Annotated in this window: 24 protein-coding genes; 18 read left to right on the forward strand and 6 right to left on the reverse strand. The window is 61.5% G+C overall.

The annotated features are described in order from the left end of the window. Window positions 1-57: 57 nt before the first annotated feature. Window positions 58-414: a DUF2500 domain-containing protein gene (locus tag ACRAWE_RS21770; protein WP_015376283.1), complete on the forward strand. Its 357-nt coding sequence runs from the start codon at window positions 58-60 to the stop codon at window positions 412-414. A gap of 3 nt (window positions 415-417) precedes the next feature. Here ACRAWE_RS21770 and ACRAWE_RS21775 read toward each other — a convergent pair whose 3' ends face one another. Next, the gene (locus tag ACRAWE_RS21775; RefSeq protein WP_004934327.1) at window positions 418-690 is read right to left on the reverse strand and encodes a DUF1145 family protein; all 273 of its coding nucleotides are present in this window, start codon (window positions 688-690) and stop codon (window positions 418-420) included. Next, on the reverse strand, window positions 680-1,300 hold the full coding sequence (gene rsmD, locus ACRAWE_RS21780; RefSeq protein ID WP_049186124.1) for a 16S rRNA (guanine(966)-N(2))-methyltransferase: 621 nt from the start codon (window positions 1,298-1,300) through the stop codon (window positions 680-682). Before rsmD ends, ACRAWE_RS21775 begins: the two co-directional genes overlap by 11 nt. A 242-nt stretch (window positions 1,301-1,542) precedes the next feature. On the opposite strand from rsmD, the gene ftsY reads away from it, so the two are divergent. From ftsY to rpoH, 4 genes are all read left to right on the forward strand, one after another. Then, the gene (gene ftsY / locus ACRAWE_RS21785; protein ID WP_432525876.1) at window positions 1,543-3,192 is read left to right on the forward strand and encodes a signal recognition particle-docking protein FtsY; all 1,650 of its coding nucleotides are present in this window, start codon (window positions 1,543-1,545) and stop codon (window positions 3,190-3,192) included. A gap of 5 nt (window positions 3,193-3,197) precedes the next feature. Beyond that, complete coding sequence (ftsE, locus tag ACRAWE_RS21790) at window positions 3,198-3,869, forward strand: cell division ATP-binding protein FtsE (protein ID WP_004934337.1); 672 nt, start codon at window positions 3,198-3,200, stop codon at window positions 3,867-3,869. Further along, window positions 3,859-4,812, forward strand: coding sequence for a permease-like cell division protein FtsX (gene ftsX, locus ACRAWE_RS21795; RefSeq protein WP_019455313.1), 954 nt, complete (start codon window positions 3,859-3,861; stop codon window positions 4,810-4,812). The genes ftsE and ftsX overlap by 11 nt, the downstream gene beginning before the upstream one ends. Before the next feature lie 316 nt (window positions 4,813-5,128). Continuing rightward, the gene (gene rpoH, locus ACRAWE_RS21800; RefSeq protein ID WP_004934345.1) at window positions 5,129-5,986 is read left to right on the forward strand and encodes an RNA polymerase sigma factor RpoH; all 858 of its coding nucleotides are present in this window, start codon (window positions 5,129-5,131) and stop codon (window positions 5,984-5,986) included. Between the two features lie 62 nt (window positions 5,987-6,048). On the opposite strand, the gene ACRAWE_RS21805 is transcribed toward rpoH, so the two are convergent. Genes ACRAWE_RS21805 through panM form a run of 3 tightly spaced genes read right to left on the reverse strand, consistent with a single transcriptional unit; the run spans window position 6,049 to window position 9,717 of the window. Then, entirely contained in the window at window positions 6,049-8,067 is a 2,019-nt protein-coding gene (locus tag ACRAWE_RS21805; protein WP_154747421.1) for a hypothetical protein, read from the reverse strand. A 43-nt stretch (window positions 8,068-8,110) separates the two neighbouring features. Further along, entirely contained in the window at window positions 8,111-9,328 is a 1,218-nt protein-coding gene (locus ACRAWE_RS21810) for a DUF3142 domain-containing protein (protein ID WP_432525877.1), read from the reverse strand. Next, on the reverse strand, window positions 9,325-9,717 hold the full coding sequence (panM, locus tag ACRAWE_RS21815; protein ID WP_019455310.1) for an aspartate 1-decarboxylase autocleavage activator PanM: 393 nt from the start codon (window positions 9,715-9,717) through the stop codon (window positions 9,325-9,327). Before panM ends, ACRAWE_RS21810 begins: the two co-directional genes overlap by 4 nt. Window positions 9,718-10,122: 405 nt before the next feature. Here panM and ACRAWE_RS21820 point away from each other — a divergent pair, with 405 nt between their 5' ends. The 12 genes from ACRAWE_RS21820 to ACRAWE_RS21875 all read left to right on the forward strand — a co-directional run bounded on the left by ACRAWE_RS21820 (window position 10,123) and on the right by ACRAWE_RS21875 (window position 22,533). After that, window positions 10,123-11,238 (forward strand): branched-chain amino acid ABC transporter substrate-binding protein, encoded by a 1,116-nt coding sequence (locus ACRAWE_RS21820; RefSeq protein WP_015376289.1) that lies wholly within the window; start codon window positions 10,123-10,125, stop codon window positions 11,236-11,238. 117 nt (window positions 11,239-11,355) lie between these two features. Next, on the forward strand, window positions 11,356-12,282 hold the full coding sequence (livH, locus tag ACRAWE_RS21825) for a high-affinity branched-chain amino acid ABC transporter permease LivH (RefSeq protein ID WP_019455308.1): 927 nt from the start codon (window positions 11,356-11,358) through the stop codon (window positions 12,280-12,282). Further along, entirely contained in the window at window positions 12,279-13,562 is a 1,284-nt protein-coding gene (locus ACRAWE_RS21830) for a high-affinity branched-chain amino acid ABC transporter permease LivM (RefSeq protein ID WP_019455307.1), read from the forward strand. The genes livH and ACRAWE_RS21830 overlap by 4 nt, the downstream gene beginning before the upstream one ends. Next, window positions 13,559-14,329, forward strand: a complete 771-nt coding sequence (gene livG / locus ACRAWE_RS21835) for a high-affinity branched-chain amino acid ABC transporter ATP-binding protein LivG (protein ID WP_019455306.1) — start codon at window positions 13,559-13,561, stop codon at window positions 14,327-14,329. The genes ACRAWE_RS21830 and livG overlap by 4 nt, the downstream gene beginning before the upstream one ends. 1 nt (window position 14,330) lies before the next feature. Further along, a complete protein-coding gene (gene livF, locus ACRAWE_RS21840; protein WP_019455305.1) occupies window positions 14,331-15,032 on the forward strand; it encodes a high-affinity branched-chain amino acid ABC transporter ATP-binding protein LivF in 702 nt (233 codons plus the stop codon). Between the two features lie 44 nt (window positions 15,033-15,076). Beyond that, window positions 15,077-16,264 carry a PLP-dependent aminotransferase family protein gene (locus ACRAWE_RS21845; protein ID WP_309530784.1) on the forward strand — a complete coding sequence of 396 codons (1,188 nt, stop codon included), beginning with the start codon at window positions 15,077-15,079 and terminating at the stop codon, window positions 16,262-16,264. 311 nt (window positions 16,265-16,575) lie between these two features. Then, window positions 16,576-17,895 carry a sn-glycerol-3-phosphate ABC transporter substrate-binding protein UgpB gene (gene ugpB, locus ACRAWE_RS21850; RefSeq protein WP_432525878.1) on the forward strand — a complete coding sequence of 440 codons (1,320 nt, stop codon included), beginning with the start codon at window positions 16,576-16,578 and terminating at the stop codon, window positions 17,893-17,895. A 78-nt stretch (window positions 17,896-17,973) separates the two neighbouring features. Then, window positions 17,974-18,861, forward strand: a complete 888-nt coding sequence (ugpA, locus tag ACRAWE_RS21855) for a sn-glycerol-3-phosphate ABC transporter permease UgpA (protein ID WP_432525879.1) — start codon at window positions 17,974-17,976, stop codon at window positions 18,859-18,861. Further along, window positions 18,858-19,703, forward strand: coding sequence for a sn-glycerol-3-phosphate ABC transporter permease UgpE (gene ugpE, locus ACRAWE_RS21860; RefSeq protein ID WP_019455301.1), 846 nt, complete (start codon window positions 18,858-18,860; stop codon window positions 19,701-19,703). Before ugpA ends, ugpE begins: the two co-directional genes overlap by 4 nt. Before the next feature lie 5 nt (window positions 19,704-19,708). After that, window positions 19,709-20,779 carry a sn-glycerol-3-phosphate import ATP-binding protein UgpC gene (locus tag ACRAWE_RS21865; RefSeq protein ID WP_019455300.1) on the forward strand — a complete coding sequence of 357 codons (1,071 nt, stop codon included), beginning with the start codon at window positions 19,709-19,711 and terminating at the stop codon, window positions 20,777-20,779. Next, a complete protein-coding gene (ugpQ, locus tag ACRAWE_RS21870) occupies window positions 20,779-21,516 on the forward strand; it encodes a glycerophosphodiester phosphodiesterase (protein WP_019455299.1) in 738 nt (245 codons plus the stop codon). Before ACRAWE_RS21865 ends, ugpQ begins: the two co-directional genes overlap by 1 nt. A gap of 60 nt (window positions 21,517-21,576) precedes the next feature. Continuing rightward, entirely contained in the window at window positions 21,577-22,533 is a 957-nt protein-coding gene (locus ACRAWE_RS21875; protein WP_074055617.1) for an AEC family transporter, read from the forward strand. On the opposite strand, the gene ACRAWE_RS21880 is transcribed toward ACRAWE_RS21875, so the two are convergent. Next, window positions 22,514-22,843: a hypothetical protein gene (locus tag ACRAWE_RS21880; protein WP_198636712.1), complete on the reverse strand. Its 330-nt coding sequence runs from the start codon at window positions 22,841-22,843 to the stop codon at window positions 22,514-22,516. The genes ACRAWE_RS21875 and ACRAWE_RS21880 overlap by 20 nt on opposite strands. A 151-nt stretch (window positions 22,844-22,994) precedes the next feature. Between ACRAWE_RS21880 and ACRAWE_RS21885 the strand changes: the two genes are divergently transcribed. Further along, on the forward strand, window positions 22,995-23,855 hold the full coding sequence (locus ACRAWE_RS21885; protein WP_019455296.1) for a carboxylate/amino acid/amine transporter: 861 nt from the start codon (window positions 22,995-22,997) through the stop codon (window positions 23,853-23,855). Window positions 23,856-23,879 lie beyond the last annotated feature (24 nt).

Raw genomic sequence — 23,879 nt, forward strand, 5'->3', positions numbered from 1 at the left:
GCTTTCTTGAGAATGCTATGTTTACGCTGATTTAGCCGCGAAGGAAATGGGAAACCGATGAGTAAGCCACCGTTATTTTTTGTCGCCGTGATTGCGTTGATCGCCGTGCTGGCCACGCAACGCTACTTCAAGCAGCGGCAGCAGGAGGCGGAAAACGATCGCGCGCCGATGCGCAGTCTGCAGGTGACGGTGAGCGACAAACGCGCGGTGCCGGTCACCAAGACCCGCGCGCCGCAGCGCGAGCCGTTGGTCAATGAACCGATGAATTACGAGGTGGTGTTCAGCCCGGTACAGGGAGGTGAAGACATCCAGCTGCGGCTGAAGCAATGGCAGTACAACCCGATAGAAAAGGGCGCGCAGGGCACGTTGAACATGCAGGGCACGCGCTTCGTCTCGTTCACCGCTCAGCCGTAGCGGTCACTTCTTCTTGATGGGCGGCTGTTTCTTTTGCCAGGCCAGCAGCTCGAACACGCCAAAGATAAAGATCTTGGCCTCTTGCCAGTAGCTGATCGGCTGATCCTTCGGCTGGGTGGATTTCAACAGCACCAGTTGCAGGCCGTGCATCACCACCATAAAGAACAGCGCCACGTCGATGAAATACTTCAGCGGCTTGGGAAATGGATGGAACAGGTTAGAGAGCAGGAAGCCCCACACGCACAGCATCAGCAGGCGGCCCAGATTAATCAGCATGGTCGGTTTTCTCTTGCGAACGAATATAAAGGCGATAGGCCACCTGGCCGGCGACCTTCTCCCGGTGCAGCTGCCAGCTGGCAGGCACGTCCGCCGCGGCGCTTTCCGCCTCGGCTTCTACATAGATCCAGGCCTCGTCGGCCAGCCAGCCACGTTGCTCCAGCAACAGGGCGGTTTCCGCCAGCAGGCCTTTGCGAAACGGCGGATCGAGGAACACCACGTCGAACGGTTGGCCATCGCCCGCCAGCCAGCTCAGCGCGTTGGTGTTGATAACCACCCCTTTGCCCTGCAGCAGTGCCAGATTTTTTTCCAGTTGCTGCGCCACCGGCCGTTCGAATTCCAGCAGCGTGGCGCTGCCGGCATAGCGCGATAGCGCCTCCAGCCCCAATGCGCCGCTGCCGGCGAAACAGTCGAGGCAGCGTGCGCCCTGAATCACCGGCGCCAGCCAGTTGAACAGGGTTTCGCGTACCCGATCGGTGGTGGGGCGCAGCCCCGGGCTGTTCGGCACCGGGAGTTTGCGACCGCGCCATTGGCCGCCGATGATGCGGATCTGTCCGGCTGCGGCCTGGGGCGGTTTTTTGGCCGCCGCCCGTGGCGAGAGTCTTGTCATAAGCGTTGTTTGGTTTCTTTTGCGGCGCGGGGCCGCCGAGGTTAACGAAAAGTTGTCCCTATTCTACCGGTGACGGGCGTCGGGGGGAACGGTAAAACGTTGTTGTCTGATTTCACGCCGGAAAGCATGCCGGATGCGTGTTGCTGCGCGAGGGAAAGTGATAGACTCGGCGGATTATTGTCAGCATATATCCTTCAGGTATGTAGGGTAAGCGAGCCTTCGGTACGGAGTAGAGTCATAACATGGCAAAAGATAAGAAACGTGGGTTTTTCTCCTGGCTGGGCTTTGGCCAGAAGGAGAAGGAAGAAGAGCAACAGCAACCTGAGCCGTCGGTAGAGCAGGCGGAACCTCAGGCCGCGGAGACGCCGGCTGAACCGGTCGCCGCCAAGCTGGACGACAAGCTCCCCGCCCAGGAATCTGAACCTGCCGCCTCCGTCGACACCCCGGGAGAGTGGGATAACGGTCAGGCCGGCGAGCAAATCGCAGAAAATCTGCCTGCGGCGGCCGAACATCCGGCGGCGCAAGCGCTGGCCGAAGAGATCGTCAGCGTAACTGAACAGGTGGCGGCGCAGCAGCAACCTGTCACCGAACCCGAGCCGGTTGTCGAGCCAGAGCCGGTCGTTGAATCCGAGCCGGTCGTTGAATCCGAGCCGGTTGTCGAGCCAGAGCCAGTCGTTGAACCCGAGCCGGTTGTCGAGCCAGAGCCAGTCGTTGAACCCGAACCGGTTGTCGAGCCTGAGCCGGTCGTTGAGCCTGAGCCGGTCGTTGAACCTGAGCCGGTCGTTGAGCCTGAGCCGGTCGTTGAGCCTGAGCCGGTTGTCGAACCCGAGCCGGTCGTTGAGCCTGAGCCGGTCGTTGAGCCTGAGCCGGTCGTTGAACCCGAGCCAGTCGTTGAGCCCGAGCCGGAAGCGGAAGAAGAGCCGCTGGAACCCGTCGTGCCGGCCGCTGCGCAAGAGCAAGAGCGCCCGACCAAAGAGGGCTTCTTCGCGCGCCTGAAGCGCAGCCTGCTGAAGACCAAGCAGAACCTCGGCTCCGGCTTTATGGGGCTGTTCCGCGGCAAAAAGATCGACGACGACCTGTTCGACGAGCTGGAAGAACAGCTGCTGATCGCCGACGTTGGTGTGGACACCACGCGCAAGATCATCACCTCCCTGACTCAGCACGCCAGCCGCAAGCAGCTGAAAGACGCCGAAGCGCTGTACGGCAAGCTGAAGGAGGAAATGTCCGAAATTCTGGCCAAGGTCGATCAGCCGCTGGATGTCAGCGGGAAAACCCCGTATGTCATTCTGATGGTCGGCGTGAATGGCGTGGGTAAAACCACCACTATCGGTAAACTGGCGCGCCAGTTCCAGGCGGAAGGCAAGTCGGTGATGCTGGCGGCGGGGGACACCTTCCGCGCCGCGGCGGTGGAGCAGCTGCAGGTGTGGGGCGAGCGCAACCGCATTCCGGTGGTGGCGCAGCATACCGGCGCGGATTCCGCTTCGGTGATCTTCGATGCGGTGCAGGCCGCCAAGGCGCGTGGCATCGATGTCTTGATCGCCGATACCGCCGGCCGTCTGCAGAACAAATCGCATCTGATGGAAGAGCTGAAGAAGATCGTCCGCGTCATGAAAAAACTGGACGACCAGGCCCCCCATGAGGTTATGCTGACGCTCGATGCCAGTACCGGCCAGAATGCGGTCAGTCAGGCGAAATTATTTAATGAAGCCGTGGGCTTAACCGGCATCACGCTGACTAAACTGGACGGTACCGCCAAGGGCGGGGTGATCTTCGCCATCGCCGATCAGTTCGGTATCCCGATTCGCTATATCGGCGTCGGGGAAGGCATCGAAGATTTGCGGCCGTTTAAGGCTGACGATTTTATTGAGGCACTTTTTGCCCGAGAGGATTAATACGGATGATTCGCTTTGAACAGGTCAGTAAAGCTTATCTGGGCGGACGGCAAGCGCTGCAGGGGGTAGATTTCCATCTGCGCCCAGCGGAAATGGCGTTTCTGACCGGCCATTCCGGCGCGGGGAAAAGTACCCTGCTGAAACTGATTTGCGGTATCGAACGGCCCAGCGCCGGCCACATCTGGTTTGGCGGTCACGACATCAGCCGTTTGAAAAACCGCGAGGTGCCGTTCCTGCGCCGGCAGATCGGCATGATCTTCCAGGATCACCACCTGCTGCTGGATCGCACGGTGTATGACAACGTGGCGATGCCGCTGATCATCGCCGGTGCCAGCACCGAAGACATCCGTCGCCGCGTCTCCGCCGCGCTGGATAAGGTCGGTCTGCTGGATAAAGCGAAGAACTTCCCGATTCAGCTGTCTGGCGGTGAGCAGCAGCGTGTGGGCATCGCCCGTGCGGTGGTGAACAAACCGGCGGTGCTGCTTGCGGATGAACCGACCGGTAACCTGGACGATGCGCTGTCGGAAGGCATTCTGCGCCTGTTTGAAGAATTCAACCGCGTCGGCGTGACCGTCCTGATGGCGACGCACGACACCGGGCTTATCGCCCGCCGCAATTACCGCATCCTGACGCTGAGCCAGGGCCGCATGCAAGGGGGCGCTCACCATGGCCAATAACGCAAAAACCGCCAAGAGCAAGGCGCTGCGCGGCGGCTGGCGCGAACAGTGGCGTTATGCCTGGATGAACGCCATCAAAGACATGCTGCGTCAGCCGTTGGCGACGCTGCTGACGGTGATGGTGATCGCCATTTCCCTGACGCTGCCGAGCGTGTGCTACATCGTGTGGAAAAACGTCAGCACCGCAGCCAGCCAGTGGTACCCGACGCCGCAGTTGACGGTCTACCTGGATAAATCGCTCGATGACGACGCGGCGCTGAAAGTGCTCGACGCCATCAAGGCGGAAGCCGGGGTGGAGAAAGTGAACTACCTGTCGCGTGAAGAAGCGCGCGGCGAGTTCCGCAACTGGTCGGGCTTTGGCGGCGCACTGGACATGCTGGAGGAGAACCCGCTGCCGGCGGTGGCGATCGTCACGCCGAAGCTGAGCTTCCAGAGTTCGGACACCCTCAACACCCTGCGCGATCGCGTAGCGGCGGTGCAGGGGGTGGAAGAAGTGCGTATGGATGACAGCTGGTTTGCCCGCCTGGCGGCGCTGACTGGGCTGGCGGGCCAGATCGCGGCGATCATCGGCGTGCTGATGATCGTGGCGGTGTTCCTGGTGATCGGCAACAGCGTGCGTCTGAGCATCTTCAGCCGTCGCGACACCATCAACGTGATGAAGCTGATCGGCGCCACCGACGGCTTTATTCTGCGGCCGTTCCTCAACGGCGGGGCGATGCTGGGCTTTGCCGGCGCGCTGCTGTCGCTGGTGCTGTCCGGCGCGCTGGTGTGGCAGCTTGAGTCGGTGGTCACCGGCGTAGCTAAAGTGTTCGGCACCACCTTCACCCTGCACGGGCTGGGTTGGGATGAGGCGCTGCTGCTGCTGATCATCTCCGCGATGATCGGTTGGATCGCCGCCTGGCTGGCGACGGTGCAACATTTACGCCGATTTACACCACAGTAAGATTTTTTTGGTATACTCTTCTCCTGCTGCTTTTGATCGCGTTGCGGGAGAAGAGTGACCTCAAGCGAAGTCAGCACCATCCTCTCTTCTTAGCGCACAAATTCCCTATCGGCCTGTACCCTCGTCACGTATTGTCAGCAACAATGCTTGCAAAAAAGGGTGAACTTATAGGGCGGAGTACGGTCAAAAATTGCAGCAAATGTTAAGGTGCCCGGCGTGTGGAACCGCTTTTGCTTCAGCAACTGCCGTAGAATCAATCATTTCCCCGCTGTAATAATCACCTGCATGATTTTGTATTCTCATAGAGAGGGTTTGAATGACCAAAGAAATGCAAACTTTAGCCTTAGTACCCCAAGGTAGCTTGGAAGCCTATATCCGGGCAGCCAACGCCTATCCGATGCTGACGGCAGAGGAAGAGCGGGAGCTGGCTGAACGGCTGCATTATCAGGGCGATCTGGATGCCGCTAAGCAGCTCATCCTGTCTCACCTGCGCTTTGTCGCTCATATTGCCCGCAACTATTCAGGCTATGGTCTGCCACAGGCGGATCTGATTCAGGAAGGCAATATCGGCCTGATGAAAGCCGTTCGCCGCTTCAACCCTGAAGTCGGCGTGCGTCTGGTTTCCTTTGCGGTGCATTGGATTAAGGCGGAAATCCACGAGTACGTATTGCGCAACTGGCGCATCGTAAAAGTGGCGACCACCAAAGCGCAGCGCAAGCTGTTCTTTAACCTGCGCAAAACCAAACAGCGTTTGGGCTGGTTCAACCAGGACGAAGTGGAACTGGTGGCCCGCGAGCTGGGCGTAACCAGCAAAGACGTACGCGAGATGGAATCTCGCATGGCAGCGCAGGACATGACTTTCGATCCGACTCCGGACGACGAGGCCCGCGACGGCCAGTCGATGGCGCCGGTGCTGTACCTGCAGGACAAGAGTTCTGACTTCGCCGAAGGTATCGAGGAAGATAACTGGGAAAGCAACGCCGCAGACAAACTGGCCTATGCGCTGGAAGGTCTGGACGAGCGTAGCCAGCATATCATTCGTGCCCGTTGGTTGGACGACGACAACAAGTCGACGTTGCAGGAGCTGGCCGATCAGTATGGCGTTTCCGCCGAGCGTGTGCGCCAGTTGGAAAAGAACGCCATGAAGAAACTGAAAATGGCGATCGAAGCCTGAGTTGACGCGATATTCGAAAAAAAGCCCGGCAAGCCGGGCTTTTTCATGCCTGAAATCCGGCGTTATGGCGCTACGGTGGCGAAGTCCGGCGCCGGGCAGTCGTAGCCGAATTTCGCCGCCCACGGGTAGCGGGTGCCGGTGTTGATGTAGCGCTGATAAAGCGCCCGGCCGGTTTTGGCGTCGCGCTTGATCACCCAGCTGGCGGCGTTACACAGCACGGCGGCGTAGGCCTGGCTCTTCGGCGGCAGCAGATCGGCCGCCTGTTGCGCCAGCTCCACCGCCTGCCAGCGATAGTGCAGGAAACGGTTGTCTTCCGGCGGCAACGCCGCCTTGGCGCGCGCCGCTTCTGCGCTGTCGATCCAGCTTTTATGCTTCAGCTCGCGAGTATCGAACGCATCCCCCAGATAGGAATAGCCGGCGCCATAGATGGCGTAGTCCGGCGTCATCTCATAGCCGGTAAATTCCAGCCCCTGGGCGCGCAGCAGGTTGGCAGCGCGATAGTAAGCCTGCGCACGCGCCAGCGGTGCGGCGGATTTGTCCTTGGTGGCCTTCAGCTCGTCGGCGTACTGCTGCGCCGCCTGCCGGTAGTTGGGTATATCGAAGTAGGCCAGCGCCTCCGGGGCTCTTCCTACGCGCATCAGCCGCCGCGCCAGCAATTCGCGCAGCTGCACCTCCGGCGTGATCTGCTGGCCGCCGTAGTCGTCCGGGTTAACCGGCTTGAGTGGCGTCGTCGGCGCCGGGACGTGCTTATCGACAAAGCCTTTCAACTCATCGACGGTCAGCACCCGCTCCGCCACATCGGCCACGTCGGCCCAATAGAGTGCCTTGCCGCGATACAGCAGGTCCATCGCCTGCAGATAGTCGCCGCGGTTCAGCGCCAGAATGGCCTGTTCGCCGGCCACCCGGCATTCGGGCACGATGGTTTCCGCGACAAAGTCGGCGTTGCGCTGTTCGCCCCAGCTTTCGTCGGCGGGGAACGCGCTTGCCGCCTTGGCGTAGGCTGCGGTGGCGGCTTTCACGTCGCCGTCGCGCAGCGCCATTTTCGCGCGCAGCCACCATGCGAGGCCGCTGTCACCGGCGTTTTTCAGCAGGCTTGCCGCCATCGGGTACTGGCCGGAGCGGTAAGCCAATGCCGCCAGCCGATCGCTGCCGGCGAAGCCGCTTTTCACGGAGCCATCCAGCAGCGCCAGGATCTGGCTGATGATCTGCGCGGAGCGGCTGTTACCGTCGGTATCTGCCATTTGCAGGTTGCCGCTGCGGGCGAATAGCTCAATGGTTACCAACTGCTGGATCAAGGGATCGCCGATCGCCTGTTTCAGCGTGTCCAAATGATCGGGGTTGACCAGGAAGCTGGAGACGTACTGCAACGACTGCCCGCCGCTCGGATCGCCCTGCGCCGCCTGCTGTGCGTACAGGTGGGCGGCGGGGGTGACCTCACCCAGCCACAGATGGATGCGCGCCTGCTGCCCAAGGCTGCTCAGCGCCAGCTGATCGGGATCGGCGGCGCCGCCTTTCACCCGGTCGATCACCTGCTGGAATGCCGCCAGCGCCTGTTCAAGTTCGGCTTTGGGCGGATGCTCGGCGGCGGGAGCCGCTTCACCAGATTCATTCACCGGCGTACCGTGGTCATCCATCAATACCCGCCCCAGCGAATACTGCGCCCGCAGTCCCCAATCGCCCTGCTCGGCGGCCGGCAGCTTCAACACCTGCTGGAAATAGTCTGTGGCGCGCGGATCGTGGCTGGCGAAAGCGACGGCCCCCAATTGATAAAGACGCGCGGCGTTGGATAACCCCTGTGTATTGACTGCGTCGGCTTCTTCCACCGTATTGGCGGCGCGCATTTTGCCGATCGCCACCGTTTCCAGCGACTGCGGCATCGGTTTCGGCGGCATCGGCGGCGGCGGGGCCTGCCAGTGCGGCAACTGACTGTCCGCCGGCACCAGCCGGCCGGCTTCGAAGGCGAAATTGCCCTCCGGCATATACAGCAGGGTGCCATTGCGGTCGATCAGCAGCCGGTTAGGGAAATCCGGGCCGCAGGCATAGCCGTTCAGCGGCAGCGTCAGCGCGGCGCCGATCAGCATGGCCAGCGGAAGAAGGCGGCGGGTGTTCCGTGCCGCGCGCGTATCAAGGTGTGACAAGGGTGCCTCCTGGCGTCAGTTGTTGGCAGCGCAGCCAGCCCAGCGGCCGGGATTGCCCGACGCGCAGCTGATCGCTGCTGATGCGGATAAAACGCTGCCGTTGCGGTGCGGATTCCAACCGGTAGTTACCGACCGCGTCCGCCGCCAGACAGTCGTCGGCGCGGATGAGCACTTCTTGCGGCAGCGGGGCGTCCACCGGCCCGTTGTTATGAATTATCAGATCATACAGCCCGTTTTGCTGTGGCTGAGGCCTAAATTTTACCTGCCACTCGACGTTCAGTGGCCGCCGTTCGATCACCGCTCGTAGCGTAGCGAGCGACCAGGCGCGCCGATCGTCCGCCAGCGGCAAGCGGAACCAGATAATGCCGCGCAGCCGGGGCGGCGTTTGCTGCGTCAGCGTTTGCAGAAAATCGGCGATCTGCCGCGGCGCGGCCGTCAGCTCGCGGCCGTTGCCCGCCACGCGCAGCGAGGATTCGCTCTCCACCTGTGCGCCCTGCGCATCAAAACCCAGCAGCGCCATGCCATAGGCCGGCAGCGCGACGCGAAACGGCTTCGGTGTGACGGCGGCGTACTGCCGTACCCAGCGCAGCGCCAGCGGGCCGTCAAACAGCCCTTGCTGCGGTGAGAGCACCGCGTGTACCTGCAGGACGGAGCTATCGGCCTGTTGCAGTATGCCGGGCAGGTCGGGCGAGCCGATCCAGGCCGGCAGGGCGGTAATGCCGAGTTGCAAAGAGGCGGGCAGCCGTTGGCGCAGCTGCTGCAGAAAACGTTGATAGTCGGGCAGGCGAGCGGTGGCGGCGTCATGATCGATCTCGACGCCGGTGACGTGGAGCCCGGCCGTCTGCCAGCGCTGGGCCAGCGCCAGCAGACGCTGGATAATGGCCGCCTGGTCCAACTGCGGCAGCTGGCCGTCAAGGCGCGCCACCAGCCACAGCGGGCGGCCGTCCTGCCGCAGCAAGCGAAGGTCGGCCGGGATTTCTCGCCAACCTTCGCCTGGATGCACCTGCAATGCCAATACTCGCAGCTCGGTGAACAGATCACGGCTGTGCGCCAGCGCATCGGCGTGTTGCGGCGTCCAGACCCGCTGCCAGACATAAACCTGCTGATCCCAGACAGGGGGCAGGCGCAGCGCCTGCTGGCGCCCGGCGAACCAGGCCGCCAACCCCAGCGCAATCAGCACCAGCGCCGCCAGCCGGCGTTTCATTTTTGCCAGAGATCGCCCTGCGGTGCGAAGCCGCAGGCGCGCATGAAGTTATCGACTTCGCCGCGTTCGCGCGGCGTCAGACCGGCAGTCGACAGCTGCCAGTGGGCTGCCTGCGGCAGCTGACGCTGCGCATCCTGCACCAGGTAAAGACCGACGCCGCGGCGGCGCGTCACTTCACGGACCAGCAAATCCTGCAGCTCGGCGCGGTCGTCCTGCAGCACGATTTTTACCGCGCCCAGCAGGCGCTCGTTAAAGCGGGCGGCGAACAGCGCTTTGCCGTCGTTCAGCCAGTTCTGCCACTGTTCCGGCTGCTGGTGTGGCCAAATTTTACCGAGGTCGATAAGGTCTTGCGGGGACAGCGCGGTCAGGCGCTCGATGGTCAGTTTCATGCAGAATTTCCGCGCAGCTAAATGATGCCGACAGTGTAATAGATCTTGTGCAGAGCGTTGTGTAAGTTTTTCTGTACGATTACTGTGCAATATGTTTTTTGCACGGGGCATTTTCCGAGTAAATAGTTAGTAAAGGGATTGTTAACCAGCACAACGCGCTACGCCTCAAGGTAAACAGCGCAGATTTAATTCGAATTTTATCCTGTTTACACCGCTTGTTTCTGCCGGATGAAGTTGATTTGCAGCAGAAAATTCCTGTTTAATGGTATGAAAAATAAAGTCTTATTAGAAAATAATGCCGACAAAACGCCTAAATCATTATTACTTATAACAAAAGCGGTCAATAACGATCGGGCGCAGGCAAACACAACAGGTACGTTCACAACGACAGATGGGGATTTGCGGATGAAATTAACAACAGGTAAGGCACTGCTGGCGGGTTGTATTGCGATGGCCATGAGCCAGGCGGCCATGGCGAAAGACATCAAGGTGGCGATCGTCGGGGCGATGTCCGGTCCGGTGGCGCAGTATGGCGACATGGAGTTTACCGGCGCGCGCCAGGCGATCGCCGACATCAACGCCAAGGGCGGCATCAAGGGCGACAAGCTGGTCGGCGTCGAATACGACGACGCCTGCGACCCGAAACAGGCGGTTGCGGTCGCCAACAAGGTGATCAACGACGGCATTCGCTACGTAATCGGCCACCTGTGCTCCTCTTCCACCCAGCCGGCGTCCGATATCTATGAAGACGAAGGCGTGATCATGATTACCCCGGCGGCCACCAACGCCGACCTGACCACCCGCGGCTACAAGATGATCCTGCGCACCACCGGCCTGGATTCGGATCAGGGCCCGACTGCCGCCAAGTACATCCTCAGCGACATCAAACCGAAGCGCATCGCCGTGGTGCACGATAAGCAGCAATACGGCGAAGGCCTGGCGCGCTCGGTGCGCGACAGCCTGAAAAAACAGGGCACCGAAGTGGCGATGTTCGAAGGCATCACCGCCGGCGACAAAGACTTCTCCACCCTGGTGGCGCGCCTGAAGAAAGAAAATATCGATTTCGTGTATTTCGGCGGTTACTACCCGGAAATGGGCCAGATCCTGCGTCAGGCCAAACAGGCCGGGTTGACCACCCGCTTCATGGGGCCGGAAGGCGTGGGTAACTCTTCGCTGTCCAACATCGCCGGCGCCGCCTCGGAAGGCATGCTGGTGACGCTGCCGAAACGCTACGATCAGGTGCCCGCCAACCAGCCGATCGTCGATGCGTTGAAAGCCAAGAAGCTGGATCCGACCGGCCCGTTCGTCTGGACCACCTATGCCGCGCTGCAGTCGCTGACCACCGGCATGGAGCGCAGCGGCAGCCAGGAACCGGCGGACATCGTCAAGGATCTGAAAACCGGCAAGCCGGTGGACACCGTGATGGGGCCGTTGAGCTGGGATGATAAGGGCGACCTGAAAGGCTTCGAGTTCGGCGTGTTCGAGTGGCATGCCAACGGCACATCCACACCGATCAAATAAGCCATCATGATTAGGGTGGGGCGCAGCGCGCTGCGCCCGGTGGGTCGGCTTGCCGGCCCCGCTTCCCTTTACCTGCCGGTTCTCCGCCGGCGGGTTTCGCAGCCAAGGGTTCAGAGTATGTCAGAGCAACTCCTCTATTTTCTGCAGCAGATGTTCAACGGCTTAACGTTGGGCAGCACCTATGCATTGATCGCCATCGGTTACACCATGGTTTACGGCATCATCGGCATGATCAACTTCGCCCATGGCGAGGTGTACATGATCGGCAGCTATGTCTCCTTTATCGTCATCGCCGCCCTGATGATGCTCGGCATCGACGTCGGCTGGCTGCTGATCGGCGCCGCGTTCCTGGTCTCGATCGTCATTGCCAGCGCCTACGGCTGGAGCATCGAGCGGGTGGCCTACAAGCCGGTACGCAACTCCAAGCGCCTGATTGCGCTGATCTCGGCCATCGGCATGTCGATATTCCTGCAAAACTACGTCAGCCTGACGCAGGGCTCGCGCGATCTGGCGCTGCCCAGCCTGGTGACCGGCCAATGGGTGCTGGGGGAAAGCAACGGCTTCGCCGCCACCATCAGCACCATGCAGCTGACCATTTGGATCGTGACCTTCCTGGCGATGCTGGCGCTGACGCTGTTTATCCGCTATTCGCGCATGGGGCGCGCCTGCCGCGCCTGCGCGGAGGACCTGAAGATGGCCAGCCTGCTGGGCATCAACACCGACCGGGTGATCTCGCTGACCTTCGTTATCGGGGCGGTAATGGCGGCGGTGGCCGGGGTGTTGCTCGGCCAGTTCTACGGCGTCATCAACCCTTACATCGGCTTTATGGCCGGTATGAAAGCCTTTACCGCCGCGGTCCTGGGCGGCATCGGCAGCATTCCCGGCGCGATGATCGGCGGCCTGGTGCTGGGCGTGGCGGAGGCATTGACCTCCGCCTACCTGAGCACCGAGTATAAAGACGTGGTGTCGTTCGCGTTGCTGATCGTGGTGCTGCTGATCATGCCGACCGGTATCCTCGGGCGTCCGGAGGTTGAGAAAGTATGAAACTCAATCTGCTTAATGCGCTGATCGCCACGGCGGTGCTGTTCGTGATGGCGTCGTTCCTGATGGGCATGCAGCTCAGTCTCGACGGCACCAAACTGGTGGTACACGGCGCGGCGGAAGTGCGCTGGATGTGGATCGGCATCGGCTGCGCCATCGTCTTTCTCTTCCAGCTGTTGCGCCCGCTGATGCAGCAGGGGCTGAAAAAGGTCTCCGGCCCGGCGTTCGTGCTGCCGAGCTTCGACGGCACCACGCCGCGGCAAAAGCTGTTGGCGGCTCTGCTGCTCGTCGCGGCGGTCGCCTGGCCGTTCCTGGTGTCGCGCGGCACGGTGGATATCGCCACGCTGACGCTGATCTACGTGATGCTGGGCCTCGGCCTCAACGTGGTGGTGGGTTTGTCCGGCCTCCTGGTGCTGGGCTACGGCGGTTTCTACGCCATCGGCGCCTACACCTATGCGCTGCTGAATCACTATTACGGCCTCGGCTTTTGGGAGAGCCTGCCGCTGGCGGGCATCGTCACCGCCGCTTTCGGCTTCCTGCTCGGTTTCCCGGTGCTGCGGCTGCGCGGCGACTATCTGGCGATCGTGACGCTCGGCTTCGGCGAGATCGTGCGCATCCTGCTGCTGAACAATACCGAGATCACCGGCGGGCCGAACGGTATCAGCCAGATCCCGAAACCGACCTTTTTCGGCCTGGAGTTTAACCGTAGCCTGCGCGACGGCGGTTGGGATACCTTCCATAACTTCTTCGGCCTGAAATACGATCCGAGCGATCGCATCGTGTTCCTGTACCTGGTGGCGCTGCTGCTGGTGGTGCTGACGCTGTTCGTCATCAACCGCCTGCTGCGCATGCCGCTGGGGCGCGCGTGGGAAGCGCTGCGTGAAGACGAGATCGCCTGCCGCTCGCTGGGCCTCAGCCCGACGCGCATCAAGCTGACCGCCTTTACCATCAGCGCCGCCTTCGCCGGGTTCGCCGGCACGCTGTTTGCCGCGCGCCAGGGGTTCGTCAGCCCGGAATCCTTCACCTTCGTCGAATCGGCCTTCGTGTTGGCGATCGTGGTGTTGGGGGGCATGGGGTCGCAGTTCGCGGTCATTCTGGCGGCGATCCTGCTGGTGGTGTCGCGCGAGCTGATGCGCGATCTGAATGAATACAGCATGCTGCTGCTGGGTGCACTGATGGTGCTGATGATGATTTGGCGGCCGCAGGGGTTGTTGCCGATGAAACGGCCGCAGCTGAAGCTGCAGGCGGCGGATATTCGCGCGGGCAAGGGGGAGCAGGCATGAGCGTTCAACCTTTACTGCAGGTGGAAGGCCTGTCGATGCGTTTCGGCGGGCTGCTGGCGGTCAACAATGTGGCGTTGACGCTGAACGAAGGCGAAATCGTATCGCTGATCGGCCCCAACGGCGCCGGCAAGACGACGGTGTTCAACTGCCTGACCGGTTTTTACCGCCCGACCGGCGGCACCATCAAATTGCGCGATCGCCATCTGGAAGGGCTGGCGGGGCAGGCCATCGCCCGTATGGGCGTGGTGCGCACCTTCCAGCACGTGCGGTTGTTCCGTGAAATGACGGTGATCGAGAACCTGCTGGTGGCGCAGCATCAGCATCTGAAAAGCGGCGTGTTCGCCGGACTGCTGAAAACCCCGGCCTTCCGCCGCGCCGAAGCCGAGGCGCTGACGCGCGCGGCGGAGTGGCTCGAGCGCGTCGGCCTGCTGGAGATGGCCAACCGTTCGGCGGGCAACCTGGCCTACGGGCAGCAGCGGCGGCTGGAGATCGCCCGTTGCATGGTGACCCGGCCGGAGTTGCTGATGCTGGACGAACCGGCCGCCGGCCTTAACCCGAAAGAGACCGATGAGCTGGATCATCTGATCGTCGAGCTGCGTGACCGGCATAAGGTATCGGTACTGCTGATCGAGCACGACATGAAGCTGGTGATGGGCATTTCCGACCGCATTTATGTGGTGAATCAGGGCACGCCGCTGGCGCAGGGCACACCGGCGGAGATCCGCAACAACCCGGACGTGATCCGGGCTTATTTGGGCGAAGAATAATATGTTGTCATTCAATCAGGTATCCGCCCATTACGGCAAAATTCAGGCGCTGCATCAGGTCAGCCTGACGATCAGGCAGGGCGAAATCGTGACGTTAATCGGGGCCAACGGCGCCGGTAAAACCACGCTGCTCGGCACCCTGTGCGGCGAACCGCGCGCCAGCGAAGGCAGCATCATCTTCCTGGATCAGGACATCACCCAGTGGCAAACCTCGCGCATCATGCGCGAGGCGGTGGCGATCGTGCCGGAAGGGCGGCGCGTCTTCTCGCGCATGACGGTGGAAGAAAACCTGGCGATGGGCGGCTTTTTCGCCGATCGCCAGCAGTATCAACAGCGCATCGAACGGGTGTTCACTCTGTTCCCGCGCCTGCTGGAGCGGCGTAACCAGCGCTCCGGCACTATGTCCGGCGGCGAGCAGCAAATGTTGGCCATCGGCCGCGCGCTGATGAGCCAGCCGAAGCTGCTGCTGCTCGACGAGCCCTCGCTCGGGCTGGCGCCGATCATCATCCAGCAGATCTTCGACATCATTCAGCAGCTGCGGGAAGAGGGCATGACCATCTTCCTGGTGGAGCAAAACGCCAATCAGGCGCTGAAATTGGCGGACCGCGGTTATGTGCTGGAAAACGGCCGCGTGGTGTTGGAAGATACGGGGGCTGCATTGTTAGCCAACGAAGCAGTGAGGTCGGCGTATCTGGGCGGTTAATCCGCCCCCCTACGAATTAAAATAATCAGGTACGAGAAGAAGAAATGAAGACAGAAGGGTTACTCGCGCAGCGCATCGTTAACGTAAAAAGTTCGGCCATCCGTGAATTGCTTAAGCACAGCAAGATGGAACACGTCATTTCGCTGGCGGGCGGCATCCCCTCTGATGCGCTGTTCGATTTCGAAGGATTGAGCATCGCCACGCAGCAGGCGATCACCGAACAGCCGAAAAGCGCGTTCCAGTATGGCTTGACCGAGGGCAGCCCGCTGCTGCGTGAGCGCATCTGCGCGCTGTGCGCCGAGCGCGGCGTCACCGCTCGCGCGGAAGAGGTGATGGTCACCGCCGGCTCTCAGCAGGCATTGGATTTGGTGATGCGCGCCATCGTCAATCCGGGCGACGTGTTCGTGGTGGAGCGCCCGACCTACCTGGCGGCGCTGCAAACGCTGGAACTGGCGGAGGCCAACATCATGTCGGTTTCGTCCGACAGCGACGGCATGGTGGTGGAAGAGTTGGCCGAGCTGCTGAAAACCCAGCGCATCAAGGGCGTGTATGTGGTGCCGAACTTCGGCAACCCCAGCGGCATCACCCTGAGCGCCGCGCGCCGCGAACTGCTGGTGAAGCTGGCCGTCGAACATAACTTCCTGATCATCGAAGACGATCCGTACGGCGAGCTGCGCTTCACCGAAGAGCGCCACCCGACGCTGCATCAGGTGTCGCAGCGGGTGCTGGGCAACACCGACCACATCATCTATACCTCGACCTTCTCCAAGATCCTGGCGCCGGGCCTGCGGTTGGGCTGGGCGATCCTGCCGCCGTTCCTGCTGCATAAAGTGGCGATCATCAAACAGGCGGCGGATCTGCACGCCAGCGCGCTGTCGCAGAGCATCGTCGAGTGCTACCTCGGTTTGGGCCGCCTGCCGGCGCAGATCGACAAGATCCGCGCCGCCTACAAACAGAAGGGCGAGATCCTGGCCGGTTTGGTGGAACAGGAGCTGGGCGACTACATCACCTTCGATAAGCCGAAGGGCGGCATGTTCCTGTGGGCGCGTTTCCGCCAGCCGTTCAACGCCACCGAATGGCTGAACGCCACCCTGCAGCAGGGCGTGGTGTTCGTGCCGGGGGAATACTTTTTCTCCGACAACCCGGATCGTTCGACCTTCCGCCTGTCGTTCGCCACCGCCACCGAGCAACAGATGCAGGAAGCGGTGGCGCGTCTGCGCCGTTCGCTGTAATCCTCGCGGCGGCGGAGCACATGCCCGCCGCCGACATCAAACCGCCATCTTCACTTCACCTTGCCGTCATGTGGCTGTCATGTAACGGTTATTTTTCTGTCATCCGAGCATGGCATGTTATCCCCCGTCATCTTTCGAGCCGCAGCGTTGTTGGCTGCCCGGCTGCCCCCTGTCACTTAGTTAGCTAAGCTCCAGGGTGCCAGCAGGTTGCCGCCTGGCTGCAACTCGAAAGCTATAGGGGGCACTCCCTCATCAAGAATTGATTCTTTTCGCTCACGCGCTTTTACACCAGCTTTTTTCAGGAGTTAGGCATGCTCACCTACGCTATTCGCAAAACCACGCTGTGCGTCGCGTTGACCCTGGCGGTCAGCACTCAGGCACTGGCGGCGACCGAGATCCCGTTCTGGCATTCGATGGAAGGCGAACTGGGTAAGGAAGTGGATTCCCTGGCGGATCGCTTCAACCAGTCGCACAGCGACGTCAAGATTGTGCCGGTTTATAAAGGCAACTACGAACAGAGCCTGGCGGCGGGCATCGCCGCTTACCGCTCCGGCAAAGCGCCGGCGATCCTGCAGGTTTACGAGGTGGGCACCGCCACCATGATGGCCAGCAAGGCCATCAAGCCAGTCTACGAAGTGTTCAAAGAGGCCGGCATCAACTTCGACGAATCGGTGTTCGTGCCGACGGTAGCCGGCTATTACACCGACAACAAGAGCGGCCATCTGCTGTCGCAGCCGTTCAACAGCTCCACGCCGGTGCTGTACTACAACAAAGACGCCTTCAAGAAGGCCGGCCTGAACCCGGATCAGCCGCCGAAAACCTGGCAGGAACTGGCGGCGGATACCGCCAAGCTGCGCGCGGCCGGCATGAAATGCGGCTACGCCAGCGGCTGGCAGGGCTGGATCCAACTGGAGAACTTCAGCGCCTGGCACGGCGTGCCGTTCGCCAGTGAAAACAATGGCTTCGGCGGTACCAACGCCAAGCTGGAGTTCAACAAGCCGCTGCAGGTCAAGCATATCGAGCTGCTCGAAGCGATGAACAAGAAGGGTGATTTCACCTACTTCGGCCGCAAAGACGAATCCACCGAGAAGTTCTACAACGGCGATTGCGCCATCACCACCGCCTCTTCCGGTTCGCTGGCGGACATCAAGCACTACGCCAAATTCAACTACGGCGTCGGCATGATGCCTTACGATGCCGACGCGAAAAACGCGCCGCAGAACGCCATCATCGGCGGGGCCAGCCTGTGGGTGATGAACGGCAAAGACGCCGCCACCTACAAGGGCGTGGCCGAGTTCCTGCAGTACCTGGCGCAGCCGAAAATCGCCGCCGAATGGCACCAGAAGACCGGCTATCTGCCGATCACCACCGCGGCTTACGATCTAACCAAGCAGCAGGGCTTCTACGACAAGAACCCGGGCGCCGACGTCGCCACTCGCCAGATGCTGAACAAGCCGCCATTGCCGTTCACCAAGGGGCTGCGCCTGGGCAACATGCCGCAGATCCGCAGCGTGGTGGATGAGGAGCTGGAAGGCGTGTGGACCGGCAAGAAAACGCCTCAGCAGGCGCTGGACGCCGCCGTGCAGCGCGGTGACGTGCTGCTGCGCCGTTTCGAAGCGTCGACCAAGTAATCCTGTGTCGCGGGCCCGGTAGACCGGGCTCGCATCTTCACGCCGATCCTCCCGCACCCGATTAATGGTTTAACGTCTATGTCATCTTCCCGTCCCGGTTTCGGCTGCAGCTGGTTGCCCTATGCATTGGTGCTGCCGCAGCTGCTGATTACCGCCGTGTTCTTTTTATGGCCCGCCGGCGAGGCGCTGTGGTATTCGGTGCAGAGTCTCGATCCGTTCGGCCTGTCCAGTCAGTTTGTCGGGCTGGATAACTTTAAGCAGCTGTTCCAGGATCCTTACTACCTCGACTCGTTCTACACCACGCTGATCTTCAGCCTCCTGGTGGCGGGCATCGGGCTGGCGGTCTCGCTGTTTTTCGCCGCGCTGGTGGACTACGTGCTGCGCGGCAGCCGCCTCTACCGCACGCTGATGATCCTGCCCTACGCGGTGGCACCGGCAGTGGCGGCGGTGCTGTGGATCTTTCTGTTCAACCCCGGCCTCGGGTTGATCACCCACTTCCTCAATGGGCTGGGCTATAACTGGAACCATGCGCAAAACAGCGGCCAGGCGATGTTCCTGGTGGTGCTGGCCTCGGTATGGCAGCAGATAAGCTATAACTTCCTGTTTTTCCTCGCCGCGCTGCAGTCGATCCCGCGTTCGCTGGTGGAGGCGGCCGCCATCGACGGCGCCGGTCCGGTACGCCGCTTCTTCCATCTGGTGCTGCCGCTGATCGCGCCGGTGAGCTTCTTCCTGCTGGTGGTCAATCTGGTGTACGCCTTCTTCGATACCTTCCCGGTGATCGACGCCGCCACCGGCGGCGGGCCGGTGCAGTCCACCACCACGTTGATCTACAAGATCTACCGCGAAGGCTTCGCCGGATTGGATCTCTCCAGCTCCGCCGCGCAGTCGGTGATCCTGATGCTGCTGGTGATCGGCCTGACGGTGATCCAGTTCCGCTTCGTTGAACGTAAGGTGCGCTACCAATGATTGAGAATCGACGCGGGCTGGACATCTTCAGCCATGTGATGCTGATTATCGGCGTGCTGGTGGTGCTGTTCCCGCTGTACGTGGCCTTTGTCGCCGCCACGCTGGACGACAAACAGGTGTTTCAGGTGCCGATGACGCTGGTGCCCGGCGGCCACCTGTGGGAGAACATCCGCAATATCTGGCAGGGCGGCGTGGGCAACCTCAAAGTGCCGTTCTCGTTGCTGCTGCTGAACAGCGTGATCATGGCGCTGGCGATCACCTTCGGCAAGATCGCGGTGTCGGTGCTGTCGGCTTACGCCATCGTGTACTTCCGCTTTCCGCTGCGTAGCCTGTTCTTCTGGCTGATTTTCCTCACCCTGATGCTGCCGGTGGAAGTGCGTATTTTCCCGACGGTGGAGGTGATCTCCAACCTCAACCTGCTGGACAGTTACACCGGTCTGACGCTGCCGCTGATGGCCTCGGCTACCGCCACTTTCCTGCTGCGCCAGTTCTTCATGACGCTGCCGGATGAGCTGCTGGAGGCGGCGCGCATCGACGGCGCCGGGCCGATGCGTTTCTTCTGGGACATCGTGTTGCCGCTGTCGAAAACCAATCTGGCGGCGCTGTTCGTCATCACCTTTATCTACGGCTGGAACCAATACCTGTGGCCGATCCTGATCACCAGCGACGCCTCGATGGGCACCGCGGTAGCGGGCATCAAGAGCATGATCTCCACTTCCGGCGCGCCGACCCAGTGGAACCAGGTGATGGCGGCGATGATTCTGACTTTATTGCCACCGCTGGCGGTGGTGCTTCTGATGCAGCGCTGGTTTGTGCGCGGTCTGGTTGATAGCGAGAAATAACGACGATGGCAGGATTAAAACTACAGGCGGTCACCAAGTCTTACGACGGTAAAACGCCGGTGATCAAACAGATCGATCTCGATGTGGCGGACGGTGAGTTCATCGTGATGGTTGGCCCGTCCGGCTGCGGCAAGTCCACGCTGCTGCGCATGGTAGCCGGGCTGGAACGCACCACCAGCGGCGATATCTATATCGATACCCGGCGCGTGACCGATCTGGAGCCCAAGGATCGCGGCATCGCGATGGTGTTCCAGAACTACGCGCTCTATCCGCACATGAGCGTATACGACAACATGGCCTACGGCCTCAAGATCCGCGGTTTTGGCAAGGATCATATCCGCCAGCGGGTGGAGGAGGCGGCGCGCATTCTGGAGCTGGAGCCGCTGCTCAAGCGTAAACCGCGCGAGCTATCCGGCGGCCAGCGTCAGCGCGTGGCGATGGGGCGCGCCATCGTGCGCGAACCGGCGGTGTTCCTGTTCGATGAACCCTTGTCCAACCTGGACGCCAAACTGCGGGTGCAGATGCGCCTGGAGCTGCAACAGCTGCACCGGCGCCTGAAAACCACCAGCCTGTACGTGACCCACGATCAGGTGGAGGCGATGACGCTGGCGCAGCGGGTGATCGTGATGAATAAGGGCGTGGCGGAGCAGATCGGCACGCCGAGCGAAGTGTACCAACGGCCGGCTTCGCTGTTCGTCGCCGGCTTTATCGGCTCGCCGGCGATGAATTTGCTGCCCGGCACCCTCAGTGCCGACGGTAGCCAGCTGCTGCTGGCGGACGGCATGGCGCTGCCGTTGCCGGTGGCCAAACCGCAGTGGGCGGGGCGGCAGTTGACGCTGGGCGTCAGGCCGGAGCATATTCAGTTGGTGGCGCAAGGCCAGGGCGTGCCGTTGCAGTTGCAGACGCTGGAACTGCTGGGAGCCGACAATCTGGCGCACGGCCAGTGGGGCGGCCACGGAGTGATCGCGCGGTTGTCGCATGAAACCTTGCCGACGGCGGGCAGTACGCTATATTTGCAGCTGCCTGCTCAGGCGCTGCACTTCTTTGACACCCACAGCGGATTACGGATGGATTGATGACTAGACCCTGGCCTTATCCTCATATTGTCGCCCATCGCGGCGGCGGTTCTCTGGCGCCGGAAAATACCCTGGCGGCGATCGACGTCGGCGCGCGCCATGGCCACAAGATGATCGAGTTCGACGCCAAGCTGGCGCAGGACGGACAAATTTTCCTGCTGCATGACGATACGCTGGATCGCACCAGCAACGGCTGGGGCGTGGCGGGCGAACTGCCGTGGGATAAACTGGTGCAGCTGGACGCCGGCAACTGGTACAGCTCGGCCTTCAAGGGCGAGCGGCTGCCGCTGCTGTCGGAAGTGGCGGAACGCTGCCAGGAACATGGTCTGATGGCCAATATCGAAATCAAACCGACCACCGGCAGCGACGATGAAACCGGCCGGGTGGTGGCGCTGGCGGCGCGGCTGCTGTGGCAAGGGCAGACCGACCCGTTGCTCTCCTCCTTCTCGGTGGAAGCGCTGGCGGCGGCGCAGCGCACCGTGCCGGATTTGCCGCGCGGCTTGCTGCTGGAGGACTGGGACGATAACTGGCGCGAGCTGACGGAACGCCTGGACTGCGTCTCGCTGCATATCGACCATAAAGCGCTGACCGCCGAGCGGGTGAAAGCGTTGAAAGACGCCGGTCTGCGCATTCTGGTGTACACCGTTAACCAGCCGGATCGCGCGCGCCTGCTGCTCGACTGGGGCGTTGACTGCATTTGCACCGACCGGATAGATTTGATTGGCCCGGAGTTCTAATCCGGCGCCGATGAATCCCGCGACGACAAGCCTTGCCGCCGCACCACCGGAAGGAATGCGATGCCTGGCTTTATCCTGTCACTGTGGCACCAGATGGTGCTGTCTTTACCGCTGTTCGTCCTGATCGCGTTGGGTTATGGGCTGATTCGCTGGGGGAAATGGCCCACCAGCATCACCGATGGCCTGACGCGCTTTGTGTTTTCCCTCGCCTTGCCCGCCATGCTGTTTCGCATGATGTGTGACTTCTCGCAGCGTCCGGCGGTCGACGCCCGGCTGCTGATCGCGTTCTTCGGCAGTTGCCTGATCGTGTTCGTGCTCGGCCGTCTCGTCGCCCGGCACCTTTTCCGGCTGGATGGCGTCGCCGGGTCGGTGTTTGCGCTGGGCGGTATTTTCTCCAATAACGTGATGCTCGGTTTACCGATCGCCAGCGTGATGCTGGGGGAGGCGGCGATCCCGTCGGTGGCACTGGTGCTGGTGTTCAACGGCCTGATCTTGTGGACGCTGGTCACGGTGTCGATCGAATGGGCGCGCAACGGCTCGCCGACGCTGGGGGGCTTTGCTAAAACCGCGCGCAGCGTACTGACCAATCCGCTGATCGTCGGCATTTTGTCCGGCACGCTGTTCAGCCTGACTGGCTTGCCGCTGCCGGACTTCGTCGACCGGCCGGTCAGCATGCTCGGCCAGGTGGCGGCGCCGCTGTCGCTGGTGGTGCTCGGCATGGGGCTCGCTGAGTACCGCATCAGCGAAGGCTGGCAGTTGAGCAGCGCCATCTGCGTGTTGAAATTGCTGGTGCAGCCGTTAGTGATTTGGCTGCTGGCCTGGATGATGGCGCTGCCGCCGATGGAGACCCGCGTCGTGGTGCTGCTGGGCTCAATGGCGGTGGGCGTGAACGTCTACCTGATGTCGCGCCAGTTCAATACGCTCACCGGCCCGGCCGCCACCAGCCTGGTGATGTCCACCGTGCTGGCGGCGATCACCACGCCGCTGATCCTCACCGTTATGGGCGTGCGGGCGTAGCCGGTAGCGGCGCCTGCGGCACTGCCGGCGTGGTGCGGTTGAACGGATCGCGCGGTTGGTTGCCGTTAGGCAGCAGTTGGCCGCCGTTCGGCGTGGTTTGCAGCAGCTGTTGCCGCTGATTGTCGAACTGCCGCTGCTGCTGCTGGCGGCGTTGATCCATCTGCCGGTTGTTCAACAGGCGCTGTTGCTGGGCCTGTTGGCTGTTTTGGTTGAGGAACTGCTGCTGTGAACGCAGGTCGGTCACGCCGTTGGCCGCCGCGGCCAGACCGGGCAGCAGCAACAGAGCGAACAGGATGTGAGACGTTTTCATGATGGTTACCTCGCTTTTTTATTAAGCCTAACGCAGCGGCGAAATTTTGCCGGTAGTTTATATTTTGCTCAGATGTAAACCGCCTTTCATCCCCTTATGCATCCATCTTCCGTTACAATCGCCCTTTCGGTATTTTTAGGATGAACCCATCGTGCTGCTCTTGGTTATCACCACCATTTTGTGGGCGTTCTCTTTCAGCCTGATCGGCGAATATTTGGCGGGCCATGTCGACAGCTGGTTCTCGGTGCTGATGCGCATCGGGCTGGCGGCGCTGGTATTCCTGCCGTTTCTGCGCTGGCGCAATATCAAACCCAGGGTGATCCTGCTGTATATGCTGGTGGGTGCCTGCCAACTGGGCATCATGTACCTGTTCAGCTTCCGCGCCTATCTCTACCTGACGGTGCCGGAGTTCCTGCTGTTTACCGTGCTGACGCCGCTGTACATCACGCTGATCTATGACTTGCTGAGCGGCCGGCGCTTGCGCTGGGGCTACGTATTCAGCGCGCTGTTGGCGGTGCTGGGCGCGGCGATCATCCGCTATCACCAGTTGAGCGAGCACTTCTGGTGGGGGCTGCTGTTGGTGCAGGCAGCGAACATCAGCTTCGCCATCGGCATGGTCGGCTATAAGCGCCTGATGGAAGTGCACCCCTTGCCGCAGCACACCGCATTTTCCTGGTTCTACCTGGGGGCGGCGGTGGTGGCGGTTGTGGCCTGGTGCCTGTGGGGCAATCCGCAACAGCTGCCGACCACTCACCTGCAGTGGGGCGTGCTGATTTGGCTGGGCGTGGTGGCGTCAGGGCTGGGTTATTTCATGTGGAACTACGGCGCGACGCAGGTGGATGCCGGCACACTCGGCATCATGAACAATATGCATGTGCCGGCCGGGCTGTTGGTCAACCTGGCTATCTGGCAACAGCAGCCGCACTGGCCGAGTTTTATCATCGGCGGAGCGGTGATCGTCGCTTCGCTGTGGGTGCACCGCCGCTGGGTGGCGCCGAAACAGAACGGCTAAGAGGATGGGCCCCGGCAGGAGGGG

The sequence above is a fragment of the Serratia sp. BFP-2025 genome (genome assembly GCF_050880365.1).
Classification (GTDB): Bacteria; Pseudomonadota; Gammaproteobacteria; order Enterobacterales; family Enterobacteriaceae; genus Serratia; species Serratia surfactantfaciens.

Excerpts from the sequence above, each read along its gene's own strand:
- ugpA (WP_432525879.1), top strand. The coding sequence starts at position 17,974 with ATGTCATCTTCCCGTCCCGGTTTCGGCTGCAGCTGGTTGCCCTATGCA.
- ACRAWE_RS21865 (WP_019455300.1), top strand. The coding sequence starts at position 19,709 with ATGGCAGGATTAAAACTACAGGCGGTCACCAAGTCTTACGACGGTAAA.
- rsmD (WP_049186124.1), bottom strand. The coding sequence starts at position 1,300 with ATGACAAGACTCTCGCCACGGGCGGCGGCCAAAAAACCGCCCCAGGCC.
- ugpE (WP_019455301.1), top strand. The coding sequence starts at position 18,858 with ATGATTGAGAATCGACGCGGGCTGGACATCTTCAGCCATGTGATGCTG.
- ugpB (WP_432525878.1), top strand. The coding sequence starts at position 16,576 with ATGCTCACCTACGCTATTCGCAAAACCACGCTGTGCGTCGCGTTGACC.
- ACRAWE_RS21770 (WP_015376283.1), top strand. The coding sequence starts at position 58 with ATGAGTAAGCCACCGTTATTTTTTGTCGCCGTGATTGCGTTGATCGCC.
- ftsX (WP_019455313.1), top strand. The coding sequence starts at position 3,859 with ATGGCCAATAACGCAAAAACCGCCAAGAGCAAGGCGCTGCGCGGCGGC.
- ftsE (WP_004934337.1), top strand. The coding sequence starts at position 3,198 with ATGATTCGCTTTGAACAGGTCAGTAAAGCTTATCTGGGCGGACGGCAA.
- ugpQ (WP_019455299.1), top strand. The coding sequence starts at position 20,779 with ATGACTAGACCCTGGCCTTATCCTCATATTGTCGCCCATCGCGGCGGC.
- ftsY (WP_432525876.1), top strand. The coding sequence starts at position 1,543 with ATGGCAAAAGATAAGAAACGTGGGTTTTTCTCCTGGCTGGGCTTTGGC.
- ACRAWE_RS21775 (WP_004934327.1), bottom strand. The coding sequence starts at position 690 with ATGCTGATTAATCTGGGCCGCCTGCTGATGCTGTGCGTGTGGGGCTTC.
- ACRAWE_RS21805 (WP_154747421.1), bottom strand. The coding sequence starts at position 8,067 with ATGCTGATCGGCGCCGCGCTGACGCTGCCGCTGAACGGCTATGCCTGC.
- livF (WP_019455305.1), top strand. The coding sequence starts at position 14,331 with ATGTTGTCATTCAATCAGGTATCCGCCCATTACGGCAAAATTCAGGCG.
- ACRAWE_RS21875 (WP_074055617.1), top strand. The coding sequence starts at position 21,577 with ATGCCTGGCTTTATCCTGTCACTGTGGCACCAGATGGTGCTGTCTTTA.
- ACRAWE_RS21830 (WP_019455307.1), top strand. The coding sequence starts at position 12,279 with ATGAAACTCAATCTGCTTAATGCGCTGATCGCCACGGCGGTGCTGTTC.
- ACRAWE_RS21810 (WP_432525877.1), bottom strand. The coding sequence starts at position 9,328 with ATGAAACGCCGGCTGGCGGCGCTGGTGCTGATTGCGCTGGGGTTGGCG.
- livG (WP_019455306.1), top strand. The coding sequence starts at position 13,559 with ATGAGCGTTCAACCTTTACTGCAGGTGGAAGGCCTGTCGATGCGTTTC.
- ACRAWE_RS21820 (WP_015376289.1), top strand. The coding sequence starts at position 10,123 with ATGAAATTAACAACAGGTAAGGCACTGCTGGCGGGTTGTATTGCGATG.
- rpoH (WP_004934345.1), top strand. The coding sequence starts at position 5,129 with ATGACCAAAGAAATGCAAACTTTAGCCTTAGTACCCCAAGGTAGCTTG.
- ACRAWE_RS21880 (WP_198636712.1), bottom strand. The coding sequence starts at position 22,843 with ATGAAAACGTCTCACATCCTGTTCGCTCTGTTGCTGCTGCCCGGTCTG.
- livH (WP_019455308.1), top strand. The coding sequence starts at position 11,356 with ATGTCAGAGCAACTCCTCTATTTTCTGCAGCAGATGTTCAACGGCTTA.
- panM (WP_019455310.1), bottom strand. The coding sequence starts at position 9,717 with ATGAAACTGACCATCGAGCGCCTGACCGCGCTGTCCCCGCAAGACCTT.
- ACRAWE_RS21845 (WP_309530784.1), top strand. The coding sequence starts at position 15,077 with ATGAAGACAGAAGGGTTACTCGCGCAGCGCATCGTTAACGTAAAAAGT.